General features: G+C 61.3%; 18 protein-coding genes. 16 read left to right on the top strand and 2 right to left on the bottom strand.

What is annotated here, in order from left to right; all coding sequences use genetic code 11:
- The first annotated feature begins 28 nt into the window (after nt 1-28).
- The gene (locus tag AC3I65_RS11655) at nt 29-1030 is read left to right on the top strand and encodes a FecR family protein (RefSeq protein WP_173407001.1); all 1002 of its coding nucleotides are present in this window, start codon (nt 29-31) and stop codon (nt 1028-1030) included.
- 49 nt (nt 1031-1079) lie between these two features.
- Here the strand turns inward: AC3I65_RS11655 and pvdQ are convergent, their stop codons facing one another.
- The gene (pvdQ, locus tag AC3I65_RS11650) at nt 1080-3428 is read right to left on the bottom strand and encodes a bifunctional acylase PvdQ (RefSeq protein ID WP_160892640.1); all 2349 of its coding nucleotides are present in this window, start codon (nt 3426-3428) and stop codon (nt 1080-1082) included.
- Nucleotides 3429-3695: 267 nt separating this feature from the next.
- On the opposite strand from pvdQ, the gene AC3I65_RS11645 reads away from it, so the two are divergent.
- Nucleotides 3696-4076 (top strand): fe2+ zn2+ uptake regulation protein, encoded by a 381-nt coding sequence (locus tag AC3I65_RS11645; RefSeq protein ID WP_047226560.1) that lies wholly within the window; start codon nt 3696-3698, stop codon nt 4074-4076.
- Between the two features lie 9 nt (nt 4077-4085).
- On the opposite strand, the gene AC3I65_RS11640 is transcribed toward AC3I65_RS11645, so the two are convergent.
- Nucleotides 4086-4274: a hypothetical protein gene (locus tag AC3I65_RS11640; RefSeq protein ID WP_047226561.1), complete on the bottom strand. Its 189-nt coding sequence runs from the start codon at nt 4272-4274 to the stop codon at nt 4086-4088.
- Between the two features lie 308 nt (nt 4275-4582).
- Between AC3I65_RS11640 and AC3I65_RS11635 the strand changes: the two genes are divergently transcribed.
- The 14 genes from AC3I65_RS11635 to AC3I65_RS11570 all read left to right on the top strand — a co-directional run bounded on the left by AC3I65_RS11635 (nt 4583) and on the right by AC3I65_RS11570 (nt 25885).
- On the top strand, nt 4583-5818 hold the full coding sequence (locus AC3I65_RS11635) for an MFS transporter (protein ID WP_488523741.1): 1236 nt from the start codon (nt 4583-4585) through the stop codon (nt 5816-5818).
- A 27-nt stretch (nt 5819-5845) separates the two neighbouring features.
- The gene (locus AC3I65_RS11630; protein WP_160892636.1) at nt 5846-6973 is read left to right on the top strand and encodes a LuxE/PaaK family acyltransferase; all 1128 of its coding nucleotides are present in this window, start codon (nt 5846-5848) and stop codon (nt 6971-6973) included.
- A 1-nt stretch (nt 6974) separates the two neighbouring features.
- The gene (locus AC3I65_RS11625) at nt 6975-9386 is read left to right on the top strand and encodes an acyl-CoA reductase (RefSeq protein ID WP_160892634.1); all 2412 of its coding nucleotides are present in this window, start codon (nt 6975-6977) and stop codon (nt 9384-9386) included.
- Between the two features lie 52 nt (nt 9387-9438).
- Nucleotides 9439-10713 (top strand): phenylacetate--CoA ligase family protein, encoded by a 1275-nt coding sequence (locus AC3I65_RS11620; RefSeq protein ID WP_160892632.1) that lies wholly within the window; start codon nt 9439-9441, stop codon nt 10711-10713.
- Nucleotides 10710-11654 carry a GNAT family N-acetyltransferase gene (locus AC3I65_RS11615; RefSeq protein WP_160892630.1) on the top strand — a complete coding sequence of 315 codons (945 nt, stop codon included), beginning with the start codon at nt 10710-10712 and terminating at the stop codon, nt 11652-11654. Before AC3I65_RS11620 ends, AC3I65_RS11615 begins: the two co-directional genes overlap by 4 nt.
- A 202-nt stretch (nt 11655-11856) precedes the next feature.
- Nucleotides 11857-13851, top strand: a complete 1995-nt coding sequence (locus AC3I65_RS11610) for a methyl-accepting chemotaxis protein (protein ID WP_047226567.1) — start codon at nt 11857-11859, stop codon at nt 13849-13851.
- Nucleotides 13852-14110: 259 nt separating this feature from the next.
- Complete coding sequence (locus tag AC3I65_RS11605; RefSeq protein ID WP_076385001.1) at nt 14111-14557, top strand: DUF411 domain-containing protein; 447 nt, start codon at nt 14111-14113, stop codon at nt 14555-14557.
- Nucleotides 14557-14991: a YqaA family protein gene (locus tag AC3I65_RS11600; protein ID WP_047226569.1), complete on the top strand. Its 435-nt coding sequence runs from the start codon at nt 14557-14559 to the stop codon at nt 14989-14991. Before AC3I65_RS11605 ends, AC3I65_RS11600 begins: the two co-directional genes overlap by 1 nt.
- A gap of 86 nt (nt 14992-15077) precedes the next feature.
- Complete coding sequence (locus AC3I65_RS11595) at nt 15078-16109, top strand: alpha/beta fold hydrolase (protein ID WP_047226570.1); 1032 nt, start codon at nt 15078-15080, stop codon at nt 16107-16109.
- Nucleotides 16110-16120: 11 nt separating this feature from the next.
- Entirely contained in the window at nt 16121-17086 is a 966-nt protein-coding gene (locus AC3I65_RS11590) for a D-2-hydroxyacid dehydrogenase family protein (RefSeq protein ID WP_107322524.1), read from the top strand.
- 559 nt (nt 17087-17645) lie between these two features.
- Nucleotides 17646-19217: a glycogen synthase GlgA gene (glgA, locus tag AC3I65_RS11585; protein WP_047226572.1), complete on the top strand. Its 1572-nt coding sequence runs from the start codon at nt 17646-17648 to the stop codon at nt 19215-19217.
- Between the two features lie 7 nt (nt 19218-19224).
- Nucleotides 19225-21027, top strand: coding sequence for a malto-oligosyltrehalose trehalohydrolase (gene treZ / locus AC3I65_RS11580; RefSeq protein WP_047226573.1), 1803 nt, complete (start codon nt 19225-19227; stop codon nt 21025-21027).
- Entirely contained in the window at nt 21024-23102 is a 2079-nt protein-coding gene (malQ, locus tag AC3I65_RS11575) for a 4-alpha-glucanotransferase (RefSeq protein ID WP_107322527.1), read from the top strand. Before treZ ends, malQ begins: the two co-directional genes overlap by 4 nt.
- Complete coding sequence (locus AC3I65_RS11570) at nt 23099-25885, top strand: malto-oligosyltrehalose synthase (RefSeq protein WP_488523740.1); 2787 nt, start codon at nt 23099-23101, stop codon at nt 25883-25885. The genes malQ and AC3I65_RS11570 overlap by 4 nt, the downstream gene beginning before the upstream one ends.
- Nucleotides 25886-25903: the final 18 nt, after the last annotated feature.

Here is a 25903-nt window from a genome sequence, read left to right as displayed (position 1 = left end):
TTAGAATGCGGCAAACCAGGAAGAGTCAATGACCGAACATACACTCTCGGAAGCCGAATACGACGCCATTACCGATGCGGCCGCGCATTGGTGCATGCGTTTGCACGCCGTCGACTGCACCGACGCCGAACGGCTGGCATTCAAACAATGGCACGATGCCGATCCCCTGCACGCTTTCGAATACCAAGCCATGCTGGAGATCTGGGCCGTGGCCGATCATCTTCCGCGTGTCGAAGCGGCACCATCTCCCGCGCCAATACCGCGACCTCGGTCCCGCTGGAGTCGGATGGCTGTCGCAGCCGCGGTGCTTGTGCTGGGCGTGCCCCTGGCCGCCTACACAGGCTGGAACCTGGGCTGGGTTGCCAACTCCTACGAACGATTCGAAGCGGATACAAGCGTGCGTCACATCACCCTGGGTGACGGCAGCCAGGTAGAACTGAACCTGGGCAGTGAACTGGTATTTGCCAATTACAAGAATGAGCGTCGGGTGACGCTGAAAAAGGGCGAGGCGTTTTTCGACGTCAGCCATGACACACAACACCCATTCGTTGTACGGGCCGGCCAGGGCCAGGTGCGCGTGACCGGCACTCGCTTCAATGTATGGATGTATCAGGATCAGGTCCGGGTGACGCTGGTGGAGGGCTCGGTATGGGTGACCAGCAACCAGGCACTTGCCGGTAACGGCTCGCAGCTGTCGCCGGGCATGCAGGCCAGCTACAAAGCTGGCGACTACCAACCGCAAATCCGTGAAGTCGATGCCAACGACAGCTCGCTGGCGTGGCGCAACGGCAAGCTGGTGCTGGACAACCTTGCCCTCAGCGATGCACTCCCGCTGATCAATCGTTATCTCGAGCATCCCGTCATGCTGGCCGACAACAGCACGGGCGCCCTGCGTATCGGTGGTATCTACAACCTCAACGAAGTGAAGAACCTGGTGCCTTCGTTGCCCAAAGTCCTGCCGGTTTACCTGACGCAGAACCAGGACGGCAATCCAGTCCTCAACTCCATCGGTCAACGGCCGTCCAACTGAAAAAGCCGCGACCTGATCAGGTCGCGGCTTTTGTGTAAAACAACAGCGATCAGTGCGCGGCCACCCTGCCCGCCTCATCACGCTCACGGATAATCACCGCCTGATAGTGCGGATCGGCTTTGATCTGCTGTTCGGTGAATGGTAGCGCACTCCATTGCTTCTTCGAGAATGCCTGGGTCTGGTCGGCCGAATACGGCGATGCCGGGTCGCTGGAAATGGAAAATGCCAACAGACCTTCAGCCCGAGGTCCTTTGCCATCAAAACTCACCACTTGCAGATAGCTGGTGCCGCTGACCACTTCCCGTTTGCCGTTCGCCCCTGGCACGCTCTGAATCGCGTTATAGATCCCCAGCTCACCGGGGCCGCCGTGGATTGGCGTCTGCCGGCTGCCACTGCTGGCAACCTGGATGTCCTGCCAGCGGCTATCCTTCGGCAATCCGGCGGCCTTCACAGAGGCCTGCGAGGCCAGCATGGCTTGACGCACAGCCTTGTGCACCGGGGCACGCTCAATCGCCAGGCCGTTTGGAGTATGTCGCGGATCTTGCGGATCGAACGGGACACGCCATGAATCAGGCACCCCCTGCAACTGCGCCATGATGCGCTGGAAATGAATGAAGCCCAATCCGCTGTCCAGGCCAGCGGTTCGATCCCAGACCCTGAGATCGTTGCACACCTGGGTCAACGTCACGGCATCGGCCCCCAGGTCACCGGCACAAAAGCCCAGCAGGTCGGGCATCACCTGATCAGCAAGGTAGACCTGGTCGTCCATGACCATACGCTGCAAGTCATCGACCTTCACCGGCCCGTCCTTGGCCAGTTGACCCAGCCGCTGCAGAGCAAAACGCGCACGCAGGCCCAGCGGTTGGTCTTGCTGGCTGATCAAGGGCGAATAACCGGACAAGGGTTGTGAAGGGTTGACCATCCAGGCCGAATCGTTGGAATTTTGCACATAATCGCGGCGCAACAACTGCGGTAGCTTGTCGGCGGCGTAAATGCCTTTTTGCACGGCCTCGGGATCGATATCCCAGGCGCATTCGCCGCGTGAGCCGTCCAGTACGATGAGTTGCAGCCCTGCCCGCGGGTCGCTGCAGCGGGCCAACTTGTCGGCATCGACGTTCGGTACCACCGACACGTTCATGTAGAGACTTTGCCCCTGATCGTCCACCGCCAGGGTGTTGACCCATGGAATACCGTGGATCTCATGGACCGCACTCTGCAAGTCCTTGAGCGTGACGGCCTTGTTCATGGCGTACCACTGGGCGAGCACCCGATCATTTTCCCGGTTCGCATCGCGCAGGCTGTAGGCGAACTTGTCATCCCAGTCCAGCCGGCCGGGCCATTGCACGATCGGACCGAACTGCGAGCCGTAGACCACCCGCGAAACGCTCTGCACCTGGCCATCGGGTTGTTTGATGTCCACCGTCACCGTCTGTTGGCTCATCGGTACGGATTGACCATCGAGCAGGTAGCGGGTCGGGTCTTTCGGGTCGAGTTGCAGACGGTACAGCGTGAAATGTTTAGAGGTGTCGACGGTGTGGGTCCAGGCCAGGTGCTGGCTGAAACCGATGTTGATCACGGGCAAGCCTGGCAGGGCCGCGCCCATGACGTCCAGTTTGCCGGGAATGGTCAGGTGCATCTGGTAAAAACGCATGCCCCCCAGCCATGGGAAGTGCGGGTTCGCCAGCAACATCCCACGCCCGTTGAAGGAGCGCTCACTGCCGATGGCGACCGCGTTACTACCACGCTCCAGGGCGAAACGCTGCTGCCGGGTCGCAGCGCCTGCGAAACCTGTCCTCGGCTCGCCAACGTCCGCCGTCGCTTGTGGCGGCTGAGCGCCCGCCAGGGCTTCGGCGAACTGGCCGACGCCACCTTCCACCAACAGGCGCCGGGTCAGTTTGACCAGGTCCAGCGCGGTGATCGGCCGCACCCACTCACTGGCACATTGCTCGGGCAGGCCGATGGCCTTGCGTTCGGCCAGCGCGCGGTTGAAACCCGCCACATAGCCTTCGACCAGTTGCTGTACTTGAGGCGTCTGGGCTTGCCAGAAACCGGAAACGGCTTGCGGCGTGTTGAGCCAGTTGAAAAATACATCGCTGACGCGGTTCTCCCGCTGTTCGAGCGTGACCTGCTCCGGGCCGAAGTAGCGCGAGCGTTGACCATTGACCGTGACGATCTCATTGGCCAGCAGGCATAAATTATCCTCAGCGTACGCATACCCGATGCCGTAGCCCAACCCGCGCTCATCCTGAGCCCGGATATGTGGCACGCCAAAACTGGTGCGGCGGATCTCGGCACTGGCCTGTTCTTTATCACTTTGAGCGCTGGCGACGCAGCTGAACCCCAGGCTCACTGCGAAAAACACACCTGCGAGGCCAAACCTCGATAACTGCCCGGACATTCTCACGTTCACTCCTGATCCAATACTTTCTAAAACCAGGACGGCTGCCTGGGAATTCACATACCTCGTGCCTGGCCGGAATGTGCCTCCCTTGAAAACGAATGGGATGAAAAAAAATTAATGGCCTGGCACCGCCTGACTACGGGCGTTTGATCGCCTCCAGACAAATTTTTCAGCTTTTTGCCTTCATGATTGGCCGCGTTCGTTCGTCCTATTACAGGAGAGTATCCGTGACCTTTTCTGAACAGGCTGGTAAGGAGTTTTTGCATGCATGACGCGCGTCAGCCCATGGAGGGCAAGCCCAGGTCGACCGGCGTTCCGGCGACAGCCACTCACAACCTGTTCGACAGGCCGGCAGAACGAGGTAGCAATGAACACATCAGGCTTTTGCTCAAGAGCTTCGGCCTCAGAACCAGCCTGATTCGCCTCAAGGTCATCGATGCATTACTCAAGGCCGCCGATGAAAACCGCAGCCTGGGTGTGCGGGGCGTACACAGTCAACTGCTGGGGCTGGACATTCCATTGTCCTTCCTCAGCGTGCGCGAGGTGTTGAAGCGCCTGTGCAGCGAGGGTGTCGTCACCCTTAACCCCGATAAGACCTACAGTTTGCACCGCAAGGCCATGCACGTGCTCCAGGGCGGGGAGTGACGCCTGCGCTCAGGGCTTGACCTTGCGTCGCATCACGCCGTTGATCACGACCACGATGACCGCGACGGCAATCGCGATGTATTGAAACAGCTGCTCGCTGATCATGCCGTTGTTCTGCATCCAGGTCAGTCCCAGCATGATCGCCAGAACCACGAGGACCACCAGAATCGAGTATTTCAAACGTTGCGATTGAGTCATTGCCAATTTCCTGAATGTATCCGCTCTGTATCCCCGTGCTTGCCAGCCCCATACCGTGTTTTGGAAATAGCGGGCAGCAGACGGGGTCTCATGGTACAGCCGAACGGGCGTACTCACGCAACCGAAGCCCATCAGATTAATTACCTGCATCACCACAGAAGTCCGCCCCTGGCGGACTTTTGTCTTACAGAATTAACTCATATTTCTGCCACAAACAAAGGGGAAGACTTCTTTCGGCCCTGAATTCCCCCAACGTATTCTCGAATAAGAGGCGCTTACCTCCTTACCGAAAATCGACGTTGGAAATCATGCAAACCTTGCTGGCAACTCTTTCGCCAATACGATTGACAGGTTTTTGCCTGGCTATCGCTCTTTTCGAACTATTGACTTATCTGGCCAGCGACCTGGTCATGCCGGCCATGCTCGCGGTGACCCGGGAACTGGATGCGCCCGCGGATAAAATCCCCTACGCCTTCAATCTGTATCTATTGGGCGGTGTTCTGCTGCCGTGGCTGATCGGTCCGTTATCCGATCGCTATGGGCGTCGTGCATTCATGCTCGCCGGTTGTGCCGGTTTTGTCCTGGCTTGCGCGGCGATCACCCTGGTCACCCACATGCAGGGATTCAACGGGCTTCGTTTGATCCAGGGTATGGGGCTGGGTTTCGTGATCGCGGTCAGCTACCCGGCCATCCAGGAAGTATTCAACGAGTCGGACGCTGTGAAGGTCATGGCGTTGCTGGGCAATCTCGCCCTCCTCTCGCCCTTGCTGGGGCCGCTGCTGGGTGGCTTGCTGCTGCAATGGCTGTCCTGGCGCGAGCTGTTCATGTTGCTGGCAGGCCTGGGGGCAGTGAGCTGGCTGGCCTTATGGACATTCATGCCCCGAAGCCCCGGTCTGGCGCACTCCTGCCCCCGGCAACCGGCCCTGGAGCCGTTCGAACTGCGCACACTCATCAGGCGCTATGGCGCGCTGCTGGGTCACTCCGGCTTCATGGCCGCGTGCGTGGCGCTGGGGTTGATGAGCCTGCCGCTGATTGCCTGGATCGGTCTGTCCCCCCTGCTGCTGATCCAGGACCAGGGCCTGTCGCCCCTGGTCTATGGCCTGTGGCAAATCCCGGTGTTCTCGGGCGTGATCCTTGGCAATCTCCTGCTCAATCACCTGGTGGAGCGGGTGGGCGTGCGCGGGGTATTGCGCTACAGCCTGTGGCCCTTTTCTACCGGCCTCATCGCACTGGTGATCGCCAGCCCGTTCAACCTTGGCGTACCCGCGCTGGTCAGCGGCCTGGCGCTCTACGCCCTGGGGCTGGGCATGGGCAACGCGGCCTTGTATCGATTGGCGCTGTTCGCCAGCGACGACAGTAAAGGGCTGGTCTCGGCCATGGTCGGGATGATTTCCATCGCAGTGATGAGCACCGCCGGCTCACTGCTCGCGCTGCTGGGCGCCGGAACAAGCCTGAACGCCTTTGCCTTGATGGTCGGCATTGCCGGGCTCAGCTGCCTTGTGGCGCTGCGTCTGTTCCTGTCGCAACCGGCCGCTCACGTCTGAAAATCCCCTCCCTGAGGAACGTTACCCATGATTCATTTTCCCCACGCCGATGCGCTGTGTGCATTGGCGCAGCCTTACGATCCCGATTCGGTACCTGCTGGTCTGTTTGATCGGGCCATGGCCCAGATCAGCCTGTTCCATTGCCACCACACCCCCGGCTACGAACACTGGCTCAACGCCAACGGCCTGGCGGTAGAGGATCTGGAGCATTTGACTGACTGGTCGGGCTTGCCGCCCATCTACGCCAATTACTTCAAACAGCGCTTGTTGCTCAGCCCCACCGGCGAGAACGCGCTAGAGCTGACATCCTCCGGCACCAGCGGCCAGAAAAGCCGCATGCGCTACGACGAGCGCAGCATGGCCGCGGCCCAGGGCATGGTGGCGCGCATCTTTGAACATTACGGCTGGTTCACGCCGGATTCGCCCTGCAACTACCTGTTGTTCAGTCACGAACCGGAGAAGGTCAATCACGTCGGCACCGCTCATACGGACCAGTTCTTGCGCAGCTTCGCACCGGCCAATCGGATTTTTCATGCGCTGCGGCGCACCGGAAAAGGTCATGAGTTCGATGTCTTTGGCGCGATCCGGACCCTTCAGGAGTTCGCCGAAGAGGGCCTGCCGGTGCGGATCTTTGGCTTCCCGGCGCTGCTGTGTCATGCGCTTGAGCGCATGCGTGAAACCGCGACGCCGAACCTCAAACTTGCCCCCGACTCCCTGGTATTTCTGGGAGGCGGCTGGAAAAAACAGGCCGCCCAGGAGATCCCCCGTCACGAGGTCTATGAACACATCACCCGGCAACTGGGCATTGAGGCGCACCGCTGCCGCGACGGTTACGGTGCCGTCGAGCACGCCGTGCCGTACATCGAATGTGCGCATCACAGGTTTCATGTGCCGGTCTATTCGAAAGCTTTCATACGTCACCCCTCGAACTTCAGTGTCCAGCCCTTCGGCGAGGCGGGATTGTTGTCATTCGTCTCGCCTTACATCTCTTCCAGTCCCGCCCATGCCGTGGTGATGAGCGATCTGGCGACCCTGCATCCGGCCAATTGTGAGTGCGGCCTGAACACCCAATGGTTCGAGCTGCACGGTCGGGCCGGCACCAGTGCCAGCCGAAGCTGCGCCATGGCCGCTTCCGAATTGATCAAGGAGAATTGATATGTATCTCATCAATGGCCAACTGCACGCTGATCTGCCCCTCGATACAGCCCTTGAACGCCTGCAGACGCAACTGCCTGCTCTTCTGGACGCACCGCCCCCCAGTGATAGCGTGCTCGATTGTGCGCAGGCGTTCGCACAGATGCTGCGGGCCCCAGAACAAACTCCGTTCCTGGACGACGACCAGCGCCAGGCACTGATCGCCTTCTGCGAACGCAAGCATTTGAGCCGCAAACTCGAACGGGAGCTGGGGGCGGACGCGCGCTCGCTGCGCCGAATCGACTATAGCGATGGCCCTTTCGAAAGCTGGCAACCCCTGGGGCTGGTGGTGCATGTCACCCCCGGCAATGCTCCGCTGCTGGGGTTCTTCGCGGCACTGGAAAGCCTGCTGGCGGGCAACGTCAACTGGCTGCGACCCAGCACGCGCGATGCAGACCTGACGGCGCGGGTGCTGGCGACGTTCCTCGATTGCGACCCAAGCGGCCAGTTGCGCGATTACGTTGCGGTGCTGCCAGTGCCCTACCACGAGTGCCGGCGTCTCTTCGCGCTGGCCCAGGGCGTCAGCGCCTGGGGTGGCGAGACAGCACTCAAGGCCATGCGTGACCAGCTTCCAAGCGGCTGCCGCTGGATCGATTGGGGACATCGCATCAGCTTCGCCTATGTCACGCCGCAAGCCGTCAACGAGCAGGCGCTGGACAGTCTGGTGGATGAGGTCTGCCGCCTCGATCAGCAAGCCTGTTCCAGCCCCCAGTGGCTGTTGGTGGACAGCGACGAGCCGGCTCAGATGCTGGCACTGGGTGACGCCCTGGCTGACGCATTTGAACGACGCGCCGGACAATGGCCAGCGTTGGAAACCAGTGCAGCCGAAGCGTGCGAGATCACCACCCGCACGGCACTTGCCCGACTCGACCACAGCTTTGCAGGACAAACCGGCCAGATTTGGGAAGGCCACGGCTGGCGCATTATTTGGGAGCATCACCGCGACCTGTTGCCATCGCCACTGTTTCGCACGCTTTTGTTACGACCGGTGCCCCACGGGCTGATCACCGAAACCCTGCTGCCCTGGCGAAACGTGTTGCAGAGCTGCGCGCTGATCTGTGAACCGCAACGGGCGCCTGAACTGGCACGTCGCGTCTTGGCCGCCGGCGTGACCCGCATCTCGGCAACCGCAGACATCCAGCAAGGCTACGAGGGCGAGCCTCACGACGGCGTCTACGCGCTGCAACGATTGAGTCGTCGGGTATCGGTCGGTCTTGAACCTGAGGTCGCCAGTCATCGTGTGACACTGGACGCCCCGCCGACCACGACACCCATTTCACCCTCGACGCCGATCATGGACAAAGCGGCATTCCTGGCGCTGCCTGCCGCACCCGAGGCCCAGTTGTTCTTCCGCTCAGGTGGTAGCAGCGGCGCACCGGTGCTGTCGCCCTACAGCTACCGCGATTTTGATCGCCACATGCGGGCCGCCGCCGATGGACTGCGCGCGGCCGGTCTGGATCCGGCGAAGGATCGGGTGATGAATCTGTTTTATGGCGGCAACCTCTACGGTGGCTTCTTCAGCTTCTCGAAAATACTGGAGCACATGAACGCCGTGCATTACCCCATGGGTGCGACGTCAGATGCGGACTTTGAAGAGATCGCACGGATGATCGTCGCTCACAAGGTCAATACCCTGGTGGGCATGCCAAGTACCTTGCAGCGCCTGTTTTCCAGCCAGCGAGAAACCCTTCAAGGCTACGGCGGCGTGCGCAAAGTCATGCTGGGCGGCGAGCACCTGGGGCCAGGCTGCCGTCAGTTGCTTGAGGACTGCGGCGTGACAAGTATTCGCTCAGCCATCTATGGCAGCGTCGACGCGGGTCCCCTTGGCCATGCCTGCACTGCCAGCGGCGAGGGTGTATTCCACCTCATGGAGGACATTCAACACCTGGAGATCGTCCAGCTGGAACTGGACGCTCCGGTCGCGTCGGGGGAAACCGGACGGCTGCTGTTCACTTCGCGCAGACGCCAAGCGCAGCCCCTTCACCGCTACGAAGTTGGTGATTGCGGGCGCTGGCTCACCGCTCCCTGCCCGTGTGGCCTGGAGTCACCCCGGTTCGAGTTGCGCCAGCGCCACGGCGCCCTGATACGCATCGTGACGTACCTGATCAATACCCACGAGCTGGCTGAGCAGGCACAAACGGCCATTCAGATCGTACTCGATTACCACAGCAGCGGCTGCGAACGCCTGTTGATTCGCGCCGATGGCGATGCACAAACGGTCCGGAGCCAGGTCATGGGCCTCGAACTGCTGTCCACGCTGGTGGAGTCCGAAATGCTCGTACTGGACGTGCAATCCTGTCCGGCGACAAGTTTCGAACATAACAAACACAGCGGCAAAGTACCGCTGGTGATTGATCGCAGAATCACCGCTTGATTGTTTTCCCGTGTAATTGAATAAGCGGACGTTAGAGTCCGAGAGAACCCTGATGAGCACCTCTTTACCATTCGAACAATGGCTCGCCCATATTCGTACGCATTCAACGTTCTACCGCAAGTCTTTACGGCATTTACCCGCGCAGAATTGCGCTCTGGAGGATGTCCCCATTGTCGACGTCGCCGACTATTGGGCCGGCAGTCATGACCTGGACCATTGGGACGTACTGACCGGCAAAGTCGAAGACGCACTGATCTACAAAACCGGTGGCACGACCAGTCAGGGAAAGCTGTCTGTGTACACCCACGCTGAATGGCAGCGGATGCTCGAATGCTTCGGTCAGAGCCTGGCAGCACAACTGAGGGCTGGTGATCGAATCGCCAACCTGTTCTTTTCCGGAGACCTGTACGCCAGTTTCCTGTTCATTCATGGCGCCCTTGGCAAAGTCGATGTAGCCATCACCGAATTCCCGTTCACCGGGGCGGTGGATCTCGACGTGCTGACCGAGGCGGTGACCGGCCACCGCATCAATGTGCTGGCCGGCGTGCCTGCGCACCTGCTGGCGTTTGCCGACCATTTGGATCAACAGGGGCGAACGCTGCCCGGCATCACCACCGTGCTGTTCGGCGGAGAAAATCTGTTCGACAGCCAGTTGCCTGCGTTGCAGCGCGCCTTCCCACAGGCACGCTTCGCCTCCATCGGCTATGCCAGCGTCGACGCCGGGCTGGTGGGCGCCAGCGCACCGGACTGCAACCTGGGCGAGCACCGCGTATTCGGCGAACAGATACGGGTGGAGATCATCGATGAACTGAGCGGTGAGGTCATCCAGGCGTGCGATCGGCCCGGCAATCTGGTGGTGACCAACCTCACCCGAACCCTGATGCCCATCGTGCGGTATCCAGTGGGCGACCGAGCGTGCTGGCGCGAGCCGGTTGGCACCCCGCGACGCAAGTTCGCGCTTCAGGGCCGCAGCGCGAAAAGCCAGCGAGTGCGGGTAGGCGTTTTCTCACTGTTTTCGCAGGAAATCAGCGACATCATCCGCAGCATTGGCGGTGACCTTCAGTGGCAATTGATCATCGAGCACGCACAGAACAACGACCGCGTGTTGCTCAAATGGGTGCCTGGAGGGCAAACCCAGGCTTGCCAGTCACTCTCCAACACATTGAAAGCTGCCTTGACCAAACAGTATCCGGGTATCGACCAACTCGACCTGCACGTCCAGGCCTGCGGCCTGCAAGCGTTGGAACGCCATCCACGCTCTGGCAAGCACCTGTCGATCATCGACCGCCGCACCTATGCTCCGTTGACAGCGAGGCACGCCGGATGAGCAGCGTGGTCATCCGAGCGTTCAGGCCCACGGATGGCGTCGGAACCAGCGAATTGTTCCGCCGGGTTTACGGCGATCACTACGTCTCACCAGACGTCTACCTGCCACACATGATTGGCCTGCACAACCTGCTGAACCGTTGGCACTCCATGGTCGCCGTGGAGGATGAGCGCGTGGTCGGTCATGCCGCATTGTGTCGGCAGACGGCCGATGGTGAAGACGCGGAACTGGCCCTGATCGCGGTGGACCCCGCGGTGCAGGGCGGCCAGATTGCGACGCGCCTGGGGCAGCAATTACTCGACAGCTGCCAGGACCTCGGACTTGCCAGGCTGTCGATCAAGCAAGTCACCAGCCATTGCTACAGCCAGCGTCTGGCACAACGCCTGGGGTTCCATGACACCGGGCTGCTGCCTGACCATGTGCCCTCACCTTTCGCCACGGTCCACGCCGAAACCATCGTGGTCGGCAGCCAAGTGGTCAGCGGCCATCGCCGCCCGCTGCCGCACCTCAAATGGCCCGCGGCATGCCAATGGCTGACGCAACCCTTGGCATCGCTGTTTGGTACCTCGCTCGAGGCGCCCTTGCCTTCGGTACAGCCTTTTCAAATCCGACAGCTGCCTGGAAGAATCGACATTGTGGCCGGGTACATAGGCCTTCGCCTGGCCGGGCAACTGCTGCGCTTGCCGGCCCATTGGTCACTTTCAGTGCGACTCGGACTGCGTCAGCAATTTGCCGACGATTACCAACGATTGATGGACGCCGGATTCATCTTCACCGGGATCATGCCTGCTGAAGGCGACCCCGGCTGGCAGGCGCTGTTTCACCGTGGCGCCCTGGATCGCCCGCTCACCTTGCATTCGGAGCCGATGCAACGGCTCCACGAACAAGTGCAAGCCCAAGGGCACATCTGGAGGAGCGCCCAGGCAGGTTCGGCGGCGTAAAACGGAGTATTCGGCGCTGTGGCCACGCAAAAAAGTCGCGCTGAAATGCTGGAAGATCGCGGCGTTCACGCTGCGATCTTTCCCGATCAGCGGTAATGTTTGCTATGTGGGCACCCCTCAAGCTGTCCAGCGACGGGCCGATAAAAATAAGTCAGGCCATTGTGCCAGCTCCCGAAAGACGCCTTCGAGCAAGGATTCCCACATGCCCGCATTTCGCACCATTCAGGCGCGCTACACGCTGTTCCTGATTTCATTCATCCTGTTGTTGTCCATCCTGACCGTCGTGGGTATCAGCTATCTCGTCGCGCCCAAACTGCGCCACACCGAAGAGCAAGTGGCGCTTAATCGCATCAGCGAAGTGGCCGAGCAGATCCAGGGGGAATTGAACAAGGTTCAGGCGCAGCAACGCAGCATCACCCAGACCATCCCGCTGCTCGACAGCGATGCCATAGACAGGGTCCTGCCTGGCTTGGTGGATCAGTACGGCGAGCTGAAAGTCTTTGGTGGCGGGATCTGGCCGCTGCCTAATCAGCGGGCCGAAGGGCGTAGCAAATTCAGCACGTTCTGGCACCGCGACGCGTCGGGCAAACTGGTGGTCAATACCTTCTGGAACAGCGACGCGGCGCCGAATTATTACGATCAACCCTGGCACAAGGGCGGCATGGCCACACCCGCCGGCAAGTGCGCCTGGGCCGCCGCCTATAAAGACGACGCCAGCGCTGAGCCGCGGACCAACTGCGCCATGTCCATCCAGAAGAACGGCGCGCCTTATGGCGTTTCCACCATCGACGTGACCCTGGGCTTCTTCAATGAGCTGGTGGCACGCAAGGAAGCCGAGCTGAGCGCCGAGATGCTGATCGTGGAAGGCGATGGCAAGATCATCAGCAACAGTTCGCGCATCAGCGGCCCCATCGTGCTGAAGAACATCAGCGAACTGGCGGCAACCTCGCCCTTCGCCGCACAGGTCAAGGCCGGCCTGGCCCAACGAGACCAGCCGTTGCAGCGGGTCGAATTTGATAACAAGGGTGAGGCCAGTACCTTTTTCATGCGGCCTATCGAAGGTTCGCCGTGGTTCCTGGCTACCGCCTTGCCAACCCGCCTGATCACCGCCCAGCGCGACGATGTACTGAGCACGTTAAGCCTGCTGCAGATCCCGATGGTGATCCTGCTGGTGTTGATGCAGTTGTACGCGATCCGTCAGTTGACCAACCGCATGAAGACACTCAAGAGCAACATCGATGCGCTGTCCACCGGCGATGCCGACCTGACCCGGCGCATCACCATCCGCGCCGAGGATGAACTGGGGGCGATCGGTCATTCGGTCAACGGCTTCATCGTTTACCTGCAAAATATGATCGGCGAAGTCACCCAGGCGACCGGCGCCATGGCGACAAGCCTGGACAACCTGCAACGGACCTCAGCCCACACCAGCGAAATCCTGATGCGCCACGCCTCGGAAACCGATCAGACCGTCACGGCCATCACCGAGATGAGTTCCACCGCCGAAAGCGTCGCGCAGAACGCCGCCGAAACCGCTGCGTTCACCCAACGCGCCAATGAACATGCCGACCATTCTCGGGTGGTTGTCGCAGAGGCGTCCAACAGTGTGGTGGCCTTGATCGATGAAGTCGCCAGTGCTACCCGCAAAGTCGAAAGCATGCAGCAGGACGCTCAACGCATCACCGAGATTCTCGGCGTAATCGGCGCCATTGCCGGGCAGACCAACTTGCTGGCCCTTAACGCCGCCATCGAAGCCGCCCGGGCCGGTGAGCAGGGTCGAGGCTTCGCAGTGGTGGCGGACGAGGTACGCGCCCTCGCCGCCCGCACCCAGGCCAGCACCTCGGAAATCAACGAAATGCTGACGCGCTTGACCCAGGGCGTGAGTTCATCGGTTTCGGCCATGGAAAACACCCAGGCCAGCTGCCAGTCGGCCGCCGACGCCACGTCCAGGGTCAATTCAGGACTGGATGAAATGGCCGGTTCCGTCAGCCAGATCAACAGCCTGAGCACTCAGATCGCCACCGCTGCCGAACAGCAGAGCGCCGTGACCGAGGAAATCAATCGCAGCATGGTGCAGATCCGCCATATGGTGGAAGAGTTGGTGGAAAGTGGCCTGGCCAGCGAGAACAACACCCGCCAGTTGCTGGAAGCCAACAGCCGGGTGAATGCGATCATGGGGCGGTTCAAGGTGCGCTAAAACGCCCCAGGCTGTTTGCATATGAACCTGAGGGAGCGAGCCTGCTCGCAATGACGGCGGCAAGGTCGACACTGGCCAAGCTGACCCACCGCGATCGCGAGCAGGCTCGCTCCCGCAGGGTTCTGCGGGTTTGCGCCGAACTTCGAATCAGCATCGCCCCCAACCTGACAACTCTGTAATCCGCCCCTCAGCCCACTGTCAGCTCACGCTCGCTACTCTGTTATCCTCCTCCCAAACTGTTCGACACGAGACTGTCCCCATGGCCAATCCCCTGCACCTGCTCGCCCTGAGCGCGTTTTTTGTCACCACCCTGGCCCAGGCCGCCGAACCGATCACCATTGACGTACACCGCGATGCCAATTGCGGTTGCTGTAAAAAATGGATTTCACATCTGCAAGAAAACGGCTTCAAGGTCAACGACCATGTTGAAACCGACATGAGTTCAGTCAAACAACGCCTGGGTGTCGCGCCCAACCTGCGCTCCTGCCACACCGCCCAGATCAATGGCAAATTCGTTGAGGGGCATGTCCCGGCCGACCAGGTCCTGGCGTTGAGCAAACGGAACGACCTGCTCGGTGTGGCCGCGCCTGGCATGCCCATGGGTTCGCCCGGTATGGAAACGGACGGCATGAGTGATGCGTATCAGGTGATCGGTCTGAAAAGCGACGGGACGCAAACCGTGGTGGCGGATTACCCGGCCCACTGATGGGCGAGGCTTACATCGGCTTGTTCCTGGCGGCATTCGGTGCCGCCACCTTGTTACCGCTGCAATCCGAAGCGCTGTTGGTTGGGCTGTTGCTCAGCGAACGCTATGAAACCTGGCTGTTGCTGGGAGTCGCCACCCTGGGCAACGTACTGGGCTCGCTGGTGAACTGGTGGCTGGGCACACGCCTGGAGCAGTTCAAGGATCGGCGCTGGTTTCCGGTCAGTCCGGCGCATCTGGACAAGGCCCGCGTGCATTATCAGCGTTATGGGCGCTGGTCGCTGCTGCTCAGTTGGATGCCCATCATCGGCGATCCACTGACCTTGGTGGCGGGCGTGATGGGCGAGCCGTGGCGGCGCTTTGTGTTGATCGTGACCCTGGCCAAAGGGTTGCGTTATGGCGCACTCGCCCTCGCGACCCTGGGCTGGATGGGTTGAACGTTCGCGACTTTGGGTTGCCTGTGGTTAATGTCGCCATAATCGGGCCACGCCAGGATCGGCCGGATGCCCAAAGGAGATTGCCCATGTCGCGTTCCACTGCTCGCTGGTTACCCAGCCTGTTTCTGACGGCCGCCCTGCCGCTGTTCGCCCAGGCCGAAAACCCGCCTGAAGGCCCGGCCTATGGCCCGGAACTCCAAGGCTTCGAATACCCCTACACACTCAAGCACTTCCCCCTTCAGTCCCAGGGCCAATCGTTGCAAATGGGCTACATGGACGTGCCGGCCCAGGGCGAGGTCAATGGCCGCACCGTGGTGCTGATGCACGGCAAGAATTTTTGCGCCGCCACCTGGGGCGACTCGATCAAGACCCTCAGCGAGGCCGGTTACCGGGTCATCGCCCCGGATCAGATCGGTTTCTGTACGTCCAGCAAGCCCGCTCATTACCAGTACAGCTTCCACCAACTGGCAACCAACACACAGGCCCTGCTCAAGGCCCTCGGGGTGCAGAAAAGCATTGTGCTCGGCCACTCCACCGGTGGCATGCTCGCCACCCGTTATGCCTTGCAGTTTCCCGATCAGGTCGAGCGGCTGGCGATGGTCAACCCCATCGGCCTGGAGGACTGGAAAGCCCTCGGCGTGCCCTACCGTACCGTGGACCAGTGGTACGAGCGCGAACTGAAACTCAGTGCCGACGGTATCCGCAACTACGAGCGCAAGACCTACTACGGTGGCCGCTGGAAACCGGAGTTCGAACGCTGGGTGGACATGCTGGCCGGGCTGAACAAGGGGCCGGGGCACACGCAAGTCGCGTGGAATTCGGCGCTGATCTACGACATGATCTTCACCCAACCGGTCTACTACGAATTCAAGGACCTGAAAGTACCGACGCTGCTGCTGATCGGCACCTCCGACACCACCGCCATCGGCAGCGACATCGCGCCGCCGGCCGTGAAAGCCAAACTGGGCCGGTATGAAGTGCTGGGCAAGCAGGTGGCTCAATTGATTCCCCAGTCGACCCTGGTGGAGTTCGCCCATCTGGGGCATGCCCCACAGATGGAAGAGCCGGACCGGTTCCACCAGGCCTTGCTGGGCTGGCTGAACAAACCCATTCCCTGACGAGGTGTTCCATGGCGGTGCAAATAGCAGTCATCGATGATTGGCAGGACGTAGCGCGGGACGTGGTGGACTGGTCGGTGCTCGATAGCATCGGCCAGGTGACATTTATTCATGAGTACCCTGCCGAGCGCGACACCCTCGCCGCGCGCCTGCACCGCTTCGAAGTGATCTGCGTGATGCGTGAACGCACGCCATTCGACGAAGGCCTGCTGCGCCGCCTGCCCAACCTCAAGCTGTTGCTCACCGGCGGCATGCGCAATGCCGCCCTGGACCTCAAGGCAGCCGCCGAACTGGGTATCCAGGTATGCGGCACCGAAAGCTACAAGCACGCAGCCCCCGAGCTGACCTGGGCGCTGATCATGGCCCTGACCCGCAACCTGGTGCAGGAGGCCAATGCCTTGCGCGCCGGGCTATGGCAGCAAGGCTTGGGCGGCGACCTGCATGGCAAGACCCTGGCAATCCTCGGCCTGGGCAGCATCGGCACACGGGTAGCTCAGTTCGGCCAGGTCTTCGGCATGCGGGTGATCGCCTGGAGCCAGAACCTCACCGCTGAACGGGCCGCAGAAGTGGGTGTGACCTACGTGAGTAAACAGCAACTGTTCGAACAGGCTGACATTCTCTCGGTGCATCTGGTACTCAGCGAGCGCTCCCGCGGTTTGGTGGACGCCCAGGCGCTGGGCTGGATGAAACCCCAGGCGCTATTGGTCAATACCGCACGCGGTCCAATCGTCGATGAAGCCGCCCTGATCGACGCCCTGCGCGACAAACGCCTGGCCGGTGCCGCCCTGGACGTCTTCGCCGAGGAACCCCTGCCATCCGACCACCCGTTCCGATCCCTGGAAAATCTACTGGCCACACCGCACGTGGGTTACGTCACCCGGAACAATTATCAGAAGTTCTATTCCTTGATGATCGAAGACCTGCAAGCCTGGGCGGCCGGCAAACCGATCCGCCTGTTGACCCCCACTGGCGACTGAACACGTTTTAAGTGGGAGCAAGCCTGCTCCCACAGAAACAGCGTATTTCCGGGCCAACAATGGCCACTAAAATGCCTCTATTTCACCCGCCCCCTGATGGTGCATCGCGCCATTGCATCGCGCACGCCGATGAAACACCCCCCTTCCCCATACACCCATTACGTTTCCAGAAACTGCACTTCGTCGGTGCGTATCCCGCTTTGTCGTGTAAGACATTGCCGCCAACAAAGCTGATTGTCGGACAATTCGACGAAGCGCGCCGCACCGCTCTAGGTTCTGACCTAGACTGCCAAACCGGGGAGAAAACCGACCGGTCGTCCAGACGAAAAAAAGTGGAAACTTTTCGCAACGGCGACGGGTCAGGTTAGAGGTAGGGCAACAACGGCTGGTGCAGTCCTTGCAAGTCCTTGAAGCAGCCCCTTCACCTGATTCGCTTAACCGCATTGGGCAGCGCTTTGCTTACCTTGCGTAGCGCTTGTGCGCCTGGCCGCAGGATTCGGCCAATGAAACAACAGCTCTGGCGCTTGCCGGAAACAGATCGAGAAAATGGGAGAAAGTTATGATCAGTGCTGCCTTGGAACCACAGCAAGTCCGTTCTCAACTTCCGCTGGCGACTGACTCGCCGACGGCACCGGTGCTGGCCACCGGCGGCAAGGCACTGCTCCCGGTCGTCAGGCAGAATCCCAATCGCAAGAAGGTATTGTTCGTAACCTCGGAAATTGCCGACCTGGTCAAAACCGGCGGCCTGGGCGATGTTTCTTCCGCCCTGCCCCGGGCCATGGCCGGCCTGCATGACGTGCGAGTGCTGATCCCCGGTTACCCGCAGGTGATGAACAGCGGCAACCCGATCCACATCATCGGTGAACTGGGCGGCCACGCCGCGCTGCCGCCCTGCAAGATCGGGCGGATGGACATGGCCGACGGCCTGGTGATCTACGTACTGATCTGTCCGGAACTCTTTGCCCGTGAAGGCTCACCCTACGGGGCCAACAACGGTCGCGACTGGCCCGACAACCACATTCGCTTCGCCCGGCTGGGCCTGGCCGCAGCTGATATCGCCGCCAACCTCGCCCAAATCCACTGGTGCCCCGATCTGGTCCACGCCCATGACTGGCCGGCCGGTCTGGCGCCGGCCTATATGCACTGGCGTGGGCAACGCACGCCTACCCTGTTCACCATTCACAACCTGGCATACCAGGGCGTAGTGAGCCTGGCCTCATGCCCGGAGCTGGGTATCCCGGAGCACGCGCTGCAGCAGGAAGGCATGGAGTTCTACGGCAAGTTGTCGTTTCTCAAGGCCGGCATGGCCTACTCCAGTCATATCACCACGGTCAGCGCCACCTACGCCCAGGAAATCACTACCCCGGCATTCGGTTGCGGGCTCGACGGTTTTCTTGCGGCTAAAACACAACAAGGCCTGCTCAGCGGCATTCCCAATGGCATCGACGAGAGTTGGGACGCGGCCACCGATACGCACTTGTTCCGCCAGTTCGCCATGGGTGACTGGGAAGGCAAAGCCGTGAACGCGGCTCATGTACGCGATCTGTTCGGTCTCGACGACTCCAGCGGCCCGCTGTTCGCCGTGGTTTCGCGCCTGGTGTACCAGAAAGGCCTGGACCTGACCGAAGCCGTCGCCGAGTTCATCGTCGAATCCGGGGGCCAGATCGCGATCATCGGTCGCGGCGAACCGGAAGAAGAACAAGCCATGCGTGAACTGGCGTTGCGTTTTCCCGGACGGATCGGTGTACGCATCGGCTTCAACGAAACCGACGCGCGGCGGATGTTCGCCGGCAGCGACTTTCTGCTGATGCCTTCACGCTACGAGCCCTGTGGCTTGAGCCAGATGTACGCCCAGCGCTTCGGCTCGCTGCCGGTGGCACGCAATACCGGCGGGCTGGCGGACACCATCGAAGACGGCATCACCGGCTTCCTGTTCGATGAGTCCACCGCCGAAAGTTACAAACAGGCATTGAGCCGGGCCTTCAAGGTCTTCGAGTTCCCTGACCTGCTCAACGCGATGCGCTGCCGGGCCATGTCAGCGCCATTCAACTGGTGCAAGGCCGTGGAACCCTACGCCGAACTCTATGAACAGCTAGTGGCCAAGTCACTGGGTAAATCGGCCAGACAATGAGGTAACAATGCCGTCAAGGACGCCTGAAACCTGGACCCATGGCGCGGTCATGCTCGATGCCGAGCACACCCGCTTCGCCCTCTGGGCCCCGGATGCTTTTTTTGTGAGTGTCGAACTCGACACTGGAGATTCAATACCGCTACTGCCCCAGGCCGATGGCTGGTTCATGATCCAGACCCGCTGCCCCGCCGGCACTCGTTATCGCTACAACATCGACGGCGAACTGGAGGTTCCCGACCCGGCGTCCCGCGCCCAGGCCGGTGACATTGACCGCCACAGCGTGGTGGTCGACCCTCATGCTTACCGATGGCGCCATACCCAATGGTCCGGGCGCCCCTGGCATGAAGCTGTGATCTATGAGTTGCACGTCGGCGCCCTCGGTGGTTTCCAAGGCGTCGAACAGCACCTGGCGCGCCTGGCTGGATTAGGGGTAACCGCCATCGAACTGATGCCGCTGTCGCAGTTTCCCGGTGACCGTAACTGGGGCTACGACGGCGTCCTGCCCTACGCTCCCCAGGCCTCCTACGGCACGCCGGAACAGCTCAAGCACTTGATCGACAGCGCCCACGGCCACGGGCTGGCGGTGATTGTGGACGTGGTCTACAACCATTTCGGCCCCGACGGCAATTATCTGCACCGTTACGCAAAAGGTTTTTTCCGCGAAGACAAGCACACCCCCTGGGGCGCGGCAATTGACTTCCGGCGCCGCGAGGTGCGGGACTTCTTTATCGACAATGCGCTGATGTGGCTGCTGGAATACCGTTTCGACGGACTGCGCCTGGACGCCGTGCATGCGATCGAAGATCCGGATTTTCTCCAGGAACTGGCCGCCAGGGTGCGCGAACAGGTAGATCCGGTTCGGCATGTCTGGTTGACCGTGGAAAACGAACACAACCAGGCCAGCCTGCTGGAGCACGGCTATGACGCCCAGTGGAACGATGACGGGCACAACGCCCTGCACGTGCTGCTGACCGGCGAAACCGACGCCTATTATGCTGACTATGCCCAAGAGCCGACGGAACAATTGGCACGCTGCCTCAGCCAGGGCTTTGTCTTCCAGGGCCATATCAACCGCCACGGCGAGCCCCGGGGCGAACCCAGCGGTCACCTGCCCCCCAGCGCCTTCGTGCTGTTTCTGCAGAACCACGATCAGATTGGCAACCGGGCACTGGGTGAACGCCTGCACCAACTGGCCCCGCCTCAGGCCGTGCAAGCGGCGACGGTCTTGTTGCTGTTGTCGCCGATGATTCCGCTTCTGTTCATGGGCGATGAAGTAGCCGCCCGGCAACCCTTCCTGTTTTTCACCAGCCATCACGGCGAGCTGGCGGAGCTGGTTCGTGAGGGTCGGCGCAACGAGTTCAAGGCGTTCAGTGCCTTTGCCGATCCCGAAAAGCGTGAGCGCATCCCGGATCCTAACGCGGCTGATACCTTCGAGGTGTCGAGGCCTGAGCTGGAGGCGCAGCACGCTGAGCAACTAGCCAGTGAAACACTCTATCGACAACTGCTGAAAATCCGCCGTGAAGTGATCGTCCCGCGCTTGCCCGGAGCCCAGGCCTTGGACGCCGAAGTGCTGGGCCATGGCGCAGTCAGCGCACGCTGGCGCATGGGCGACGGCAGCGTGTTGCGCATTGACCTGAACCTCAGCGATCAGCCGGTCAAGCATACCGCTCAAGAAGAGGCCGAGATTCTTTTCGAACATCCGCAGCACGCCATGGGTCTGTTGCAGCAAGGGGCCCTGGCGCCCTACAGCGCGCTGGTCAGTCTGACGCACGCGGCAAACTTGCCCAACATCACTGGAGAGCGCCTATGAGCGATGCGCAACTGGAAATTCTCGCCGGCCGAGCGGGCCTGGCGGTGGACTGGATCGACGCCAACGGCCGGGCGCAGAAAGTCTCGCCCGCCGTCTTGCGTTCAGTCCTCATCGGTCTGGGCCATCCAGCCGGGACCGCCCAGGAAATCGACGCCAGTCTGCTGCAATTGCAGCAGGACCAACAGAATCATCAATTGCCACCGCTGATCACCGCCGATGTCGGCGCCAGCGTGGATCTGAGCCGCTACTTCGAAGCCGCCACGCCCTGCGAAATCCAGCTCGAGGATGGTGCCACACTGAACCTGAAACTCGACGCCGACGCCAGGTTGCCGGGGATGGTCCCGGTGGGTTACCAGCACGTCAGCATCCAGGACCAGCATTTCATCCTGGCGGTCGCGCCAGCACATTGCTATAGCGTGGCCGATGCGGTGGATAATCCGACGCCCCGCGCCTGGGGCCTGAGCGCGCAGTTATATGCGCTGCGCCGCCCCGGCGACGGAGGTTTCGGTGACACCCAGGCCCTGGAGGAGTTGGTACGGGTCGCCGGCGAGCGCGGTGCCGACGCCCTGGCGATCAGCCCGATGCACGCGATGTTCAGCAGCGACACCGGCCGTTACAGCCCCTATTCACCGTCCAGCCGGCTCTTCCTCAACAGTCTCTATGCCGCGCCGGGCACCGTTCTCGGCGAACGCGCGCTACGCGCGGCCATTGACGCCACCGGTTTGACCAACCAACTGCGCAACCTGGAAGAACAACCGCTGGTGGATTGGCCCGTGGCGGCCCAGGCCAAGCAGAAAGTCCTGCGCGCCCTGTACGACGGCTTCAGCCAGGGCGAGCATCCATTGCATGAGGATTTCAGCAGTTTCCGCCACACCAGCGGCGAACCCCTGGAGAATCATTGCCGCTTCGAAGCCCTGCAGGCCGAACGTGCGGCTCGGGGAGAGAGCCTGGACTGGCGCCATTGGCCCGAAGAATGGCGCAACCCGCGTAGTTCGACGCTAGCGCATTTTGCCGAGGAGAACGCCGACGAAATCGGCTTCTACGCGTTTTGCCAGTGGCTGATCACCCGGTGCCTGGAGCGCGTCCAGAGCGCGGCGAAATCCAGCGGCATGGGCATTGGCCTGATCGCTGACCTGGCAGTAGGCGCCGATGGTGGAGGCAGCCAGGCCTGGAGTCGGCAGGATGAACTGCTCGCCTCGTTGACCGTGGGCGCACCGCCGGACATCCTCAACCGCTCCGGCCAAGGCTGGGGCATCTCGGCATTCTCGCCAGAGGGGTTGGTACGCAATGGTTTTCGCGCGTTCATTGAGATGCTACGGGCCAACTTCGCCCACGCCGGCGGCTTGCGCATCGATCATGTGATGGGCTTGCAGCGCCTGTGGGTGATCCCCAACGACGCCCCGCCCAGCGATGGCGCCTACCTTTATTATCCGGTGGACGACCTGCTGCGTCTGCTGGCCCTTGAATCCCATCGCCATCAAGCCATCGTCCTGGGCGAAGACCTCGGCACCGTGCCCGAGGGCCTTCGCGAGAAGCTCAGCGCCCGGTCGATCCTCGGCATGCGCGTGCTGTTGTTCGAACAGGACAACACCCACTTCAAACCCATCCTCGACTGGCCGGACAATGCCCTGGCCACGACCAGTACCCATGACTTGCCGACCCTCAATGGCTGGTGGCACGGTCATGATATCGACTGGAACGCCCGGTTGGACCTGATCGACTCCCACACCGAGATGGACTGGCGCAAACACCGCGAACGTGAACGCGAAGGCCTGAGCAATGTGTTGAATCAGGACCCGCAGAACTTTCGTGAAGAACACCTGGATACCGACGAGATCCTCGACGCCAGTGTGCGTTTTCTCGGCCATACCCGTGCGCCGCTGGTGTTGCTGCCGCTCGAAGACGCCCTGGGCATCGACGAGCAGGCCAACCTGCCTGGCACCACCGATACCCACCCCAACTGGCGGCGTCGCCTGGCGTGTGACAGCCAGGTGCTGCTGGATGACCCGGGCGCCGCCCGGCGTCTGGAAATCCTCGCCTGTGCAAGGCTTCAGGCGAACGAGCGTGACCGATGAATCAGACGTTGATCCAACCATTGCGGGCGACCCTTCGCCTGCAGTTTCATAAAGGCTTCACCCTGGACGATGCCATCCCCCAAGTGCCGTACTTCGCATCGTTGGGCATCAGCCATATTTACGCCTCGCCACTGCTCAAAGCCCGCGCCGGCTCCATGCATGGCTACGATGTGGTCGATCCGACCCAGGTGAACCCGGAACTGGGCGGCGAAGCGGCGCTTCGACGCCTGGTCGCCAGCCTGCGTGAGCACCGGATGGGGTTGATCCTCGATGTCGTGTCCAACCACATGGCCGTCGGCGGCAATGACAATCCCTGGTGGCAGGACCTGCTGGAATGGGGACGTTTGAGCCCCTTCGGCGAGTTTTTCGATATCCAGTGGCATTCTCCCGACCCCTTGATGGAGGGCCAACTGTTGCTGCCGTTTTTAGGCAGCGACTACGGAGTGGCCTTGCAGGAAGGCACCCTGAAGTTACGCTTCGATGCCACACAAGGCAGCTTCCTGGCCGAGCATTACGAGCATCACTTCCCTATCTGCCCCATGCAGTACGGCGAATTACTCAAACCTGCCGAAACGCTGCCATCCGAACAGGCCAAATCCCTCAAGGCGTTGGCCGAGCGTTTTACCACGCTGAACTACCAGACCGACGCCCATACCCTGGCCCGACCGCTGCAGCAGCAATTGCAAGAGCTGGCCAGCCAGCCGGGCATTCAGGCCGCGATCGAAGATAATTTGCTCGCCTACGACTCCCGGCAACCCGAGGGGTTCGAGCGTCTGCATCAGTTGCTGGAGCGCCAGAGCTACCGGCTCGCCAGTTGGCGCACGGCGGCGGACGACATCAACTGGCGGCGCTTTTTCGACGTCAATGAGCTGGGTGGCCTGCGGGTCGAACGCCCTGCGGTGTTCGAAGCCACCCACGCCAAAATTTTCGAATTGATCGCCGAAGGATTAGTGGACGGCTTGCGGATCGACCACATCGACGGTCTTGCCGATCCTCGCGGCTACTGCCGCAAATTGCGCAGGCGTCTTGATTCGCTTTCGCCCTCGCGGCACCTGCCCATTTTCATTGAGAAAATCCTCGGCGATGGCGAGAGCCTGCGTCGGGACTGGAACATCGACGGCAGTACCGGTTACGAGTTCATGAACCAGATCTCGTTGCTGCAGCATGACCCGGCCGGTGCCGAACCCCTTGCCGAGTTCTGGAGTCGCCACAGCGAGCGACCGGCGCACTTCATCGAAGAAGCGCGTCTGGCCCGTCAACAGATTCTCAATGGTTCCCTGGCCGGAGACTTCGAAAGCGTCGCCCAAGCCCTGTTGCAAGTCGCGCGGGACGACGTGATGACCCGTGACCTGACCCTCGGCGCCATTCGCCGCGCGTTGCAGGAACTGATCGTGCACTTCCCGGTGTACCGCACCTACATCAACCCGCTCGGCCGCTCCAACGAAGACGATGTGTTTTTTCGTCAGGCCCTGGAAGACGCCCGACAGACCCTCAGCGAAGCCGACTGGCCGGTGCTCGACTACCTGGCCGACTGGCTCGGCGGCATGCCCTGGCGGGATCGCCCACGGGGTGGTCAGCGCAAACGGCTGCGCCATGCTTGCGTGCGTTTCCAGCAACTGACCTCGCCAGCCGCCGCCAAGGCCGTGGAAGACACGGCGCTTTATCGTTCGGCAGTGCTGTTGTCGCGCAATGACGTGGGCTACAACACCGAACGGTTCAGCGCTCCGCCGCAAGCGTTTCATGACGCCTGCCTCGAACGGCTGGAGCATTTCCCTGACAACCTGATGACCACCGCCACCCATGACCATAAGCGCGGCGAAGACACCAGGGCGCGGCTGGCGGTCATCAGCGAACGAGCTGATTGGTACATGGCGTGCGTGGACCAGTGGCGCATTCTTGCGCCATCGCTGCACAGCGACCCCGCCGCTCCTTCAGCCGGTGATGAATTGATTCTGTACCAGGCGCTACTGGGAAGTTGGCCGCTGGACCTGGATGTGCACGACCACACGGCACTGGCCGACTACAACGAGCGCATGTGGCAATGGCAACGCAAGGCTTTGCGCGAAGCCAAGTTGCAAAGCAGTTGGTCGGCCGTCAACGACGCTTATGAGCAGGCGACCCAACTGTTCCTGGAGCGGCTGTTGCTCGGTGATGAGGGGCTGCCTCTGCGCAACGCCATCGCCGAGGCGGTCCAGGTCATCGCCCCGGCGGGCGCCCTCAACAGTTTGGCGCAAACCTTGCTGCGCATGACTGTGCCTGGTGTACCGGACCTGTACCAGGGTAATGAGTTCTGGGATTTCAGCCTGGTGGATCCGGACAACCGCCGCCCGGTGGATTTCCTGGCGCGCCGCGAGGCAATGCAAGCACCAGGCACCCCAGCGCAACTGGTAAGCACTTGGCGCGATGGCAGGGTCAAGCAAGCGTTGATCGCCAGGACACTGGCCGTACGCACCGAACACTTGCAGCTGTTCCAGCAAGGCTGCTATCAGCCATTGCAAGTGGTTGGCGCGCAGGCCGAACGGGTCCTGGCCTTTATGCGTGAGCATGAGCAACAACGGGCAATCATAGTGGTACCGATCCATGCAGCTCGCCTGCTGGAAAACGGTGCCGTGCCGCTGGTGGCTGCATCGGACTGGGGCGACACCCGCGTATCACTACCGTTTGCCCGTGGGGATGAAAAACTGAAGGGACTTTTTTCCAGCGCGGCAGTCACACCCCAAAGGGAGCTGATGGTCAGCGACGCGCTGGGGGATTTCCCGGTCAATGTCTTTATCCAATCTTGAGTTCAGTCAGGAGCACTG

The sequence above is a fragment of the Pseudomonas sp. N-1-13 genome (genome assembly GCF_057787095.1).
The sequence above is the reverse complement of the archived record's forward strand: the minus strand, read 5'-3'. Positions and strand labels throughout refer to the sequence as shown.

Excerpts from the sequence above, each read along its gene's own strand:
- pvdQ (WP_160892640.1), bottom strand. The coding sequence starts at position 3,428 with ATGTCCGGGCAGTTATCGAGGTTTGGCCTCGCAGGTGTGTTTTTCGCA.
- AC3I65_RS11615 (WP_160892630.1), top strand. The coding sequence starts at position 10,710 with ATGAGCAGCGTGGTCATCCGAGCGTTCAGGCCCACGGATGGCGTCGGA.
- AC3I65_RS11640 (WP_047226561.1), bottom strand. The coding sequence starts at position 4,274 with ATGACTCAATCGCAACGTTTGAAATACTCGATTCTGGTGGTCCTCGTG.
- AC3I65_RS11630 (WP_160892636.1), top strand. The coding sequence starts at position 5,846 with ATGATTCATTTTCCCCACGCCGATGCGCTGTGTGCATTGGCGCAGCCT.
- malQ (WP_107322527.1), top strand. The coding sequence starts at position 21,024 with ATGAGCGATGCGCAACTGGAAATTCTCGCCGGCCGAGCGGGCCTGGCG.
- AC3I65_RS11655 (WP_173407001.1), top strand. The coding sequence starts at position 29 with ATGACCGAACATACACTCTCGGAAGCCGAATACGACGCCATTACCGAT.
- AC3I65_RS11590 (WP_107322524.1), top strand. The coding sequence starts at position 16,121 with ATGGCGGTGCAAATAGCAGTCATCGATGATTGGCAGGACGTAGCGCGG.
- AC3I65_RS11635 (WP_488523741.1), top strand. The coding sequence starts at position 4,583 with ATGCAAACCTTGCTGGCAACTCTTTCGCCAATACGATTGACAGGTTTT.
- treZ (WP_047226573.1), top strand. The coding sequence starts at position 19,225 with ATGCCGTCAAGGACGCCTGAAACCTGGACCCATGGCGCGGTCATGCTC.
- AC3I65_RS11605 (WP_076385001.1), top strand. The coding sequence starts at position 14,111 with ATGGCCAATCCCCTGCACCTGCTCGCCCTGAGCGCGTTTTTTGTCACC.
- glgA (WP_047226572.1), top strand. The coding sequence starts at position 17,646 with ATGATCAGTGCTGCCTTGGAACCACAGCAAGTCCGTTCTCAACTTCCG.
- AC3I65_RS11620 (WP_160892632.1), top strand. The coding sequence starts at position 9,439 with ATGAGCACCTCTTTACCATTCGAACAATGGCTCGCCCATATTCGTACG.
- AC3I65_RS11645 (WP_047226560.1), top strand. The coding sequence starts at position 3,696 with ATGCATGACGCGCGTCAGCCCATGGAGGGCAAGCCCAGGTCGACCGGC.
- AC3I65_RS11625 (WP_160892634.1), top strand. The coding sequence starts at position 6,975 with ATGTATCTCATCAATGGCCAACTGCACGCTGATCTGCCCCTCGATACA.
- AC3I65_RS11600 (WP_047226569.1), top strand. The coding sequence starts at position 14,557 with ATGGGCGAGGCTTACATCGGCTTGTTCCTGGCGGCATTCGGTGCCGCC.
- AC3I65_RS11610 (WP_047226567.1), top strand. The coding sequence starts at position 11,857 with ATGCCCGCATTTCGCACCATTCAGGCGCGCTACACGCTGTTCCTGATT.
- AC3I65_RS11595 (WP_047226570.1), top strand. The coding sequence starts at position 15,078 with ATGTCGCGTTCCACTGCTCGCTGGTTACCCAGCCTGTTTCTGACGGCC.
- AC3I65_RS11570 (WP_488523740.1), top strand. The coding sequence starts at position 23,099 with ATGAATCAGACGTTGATCCAACCATTGCGGGCGACCCTTCGCCTGCAG.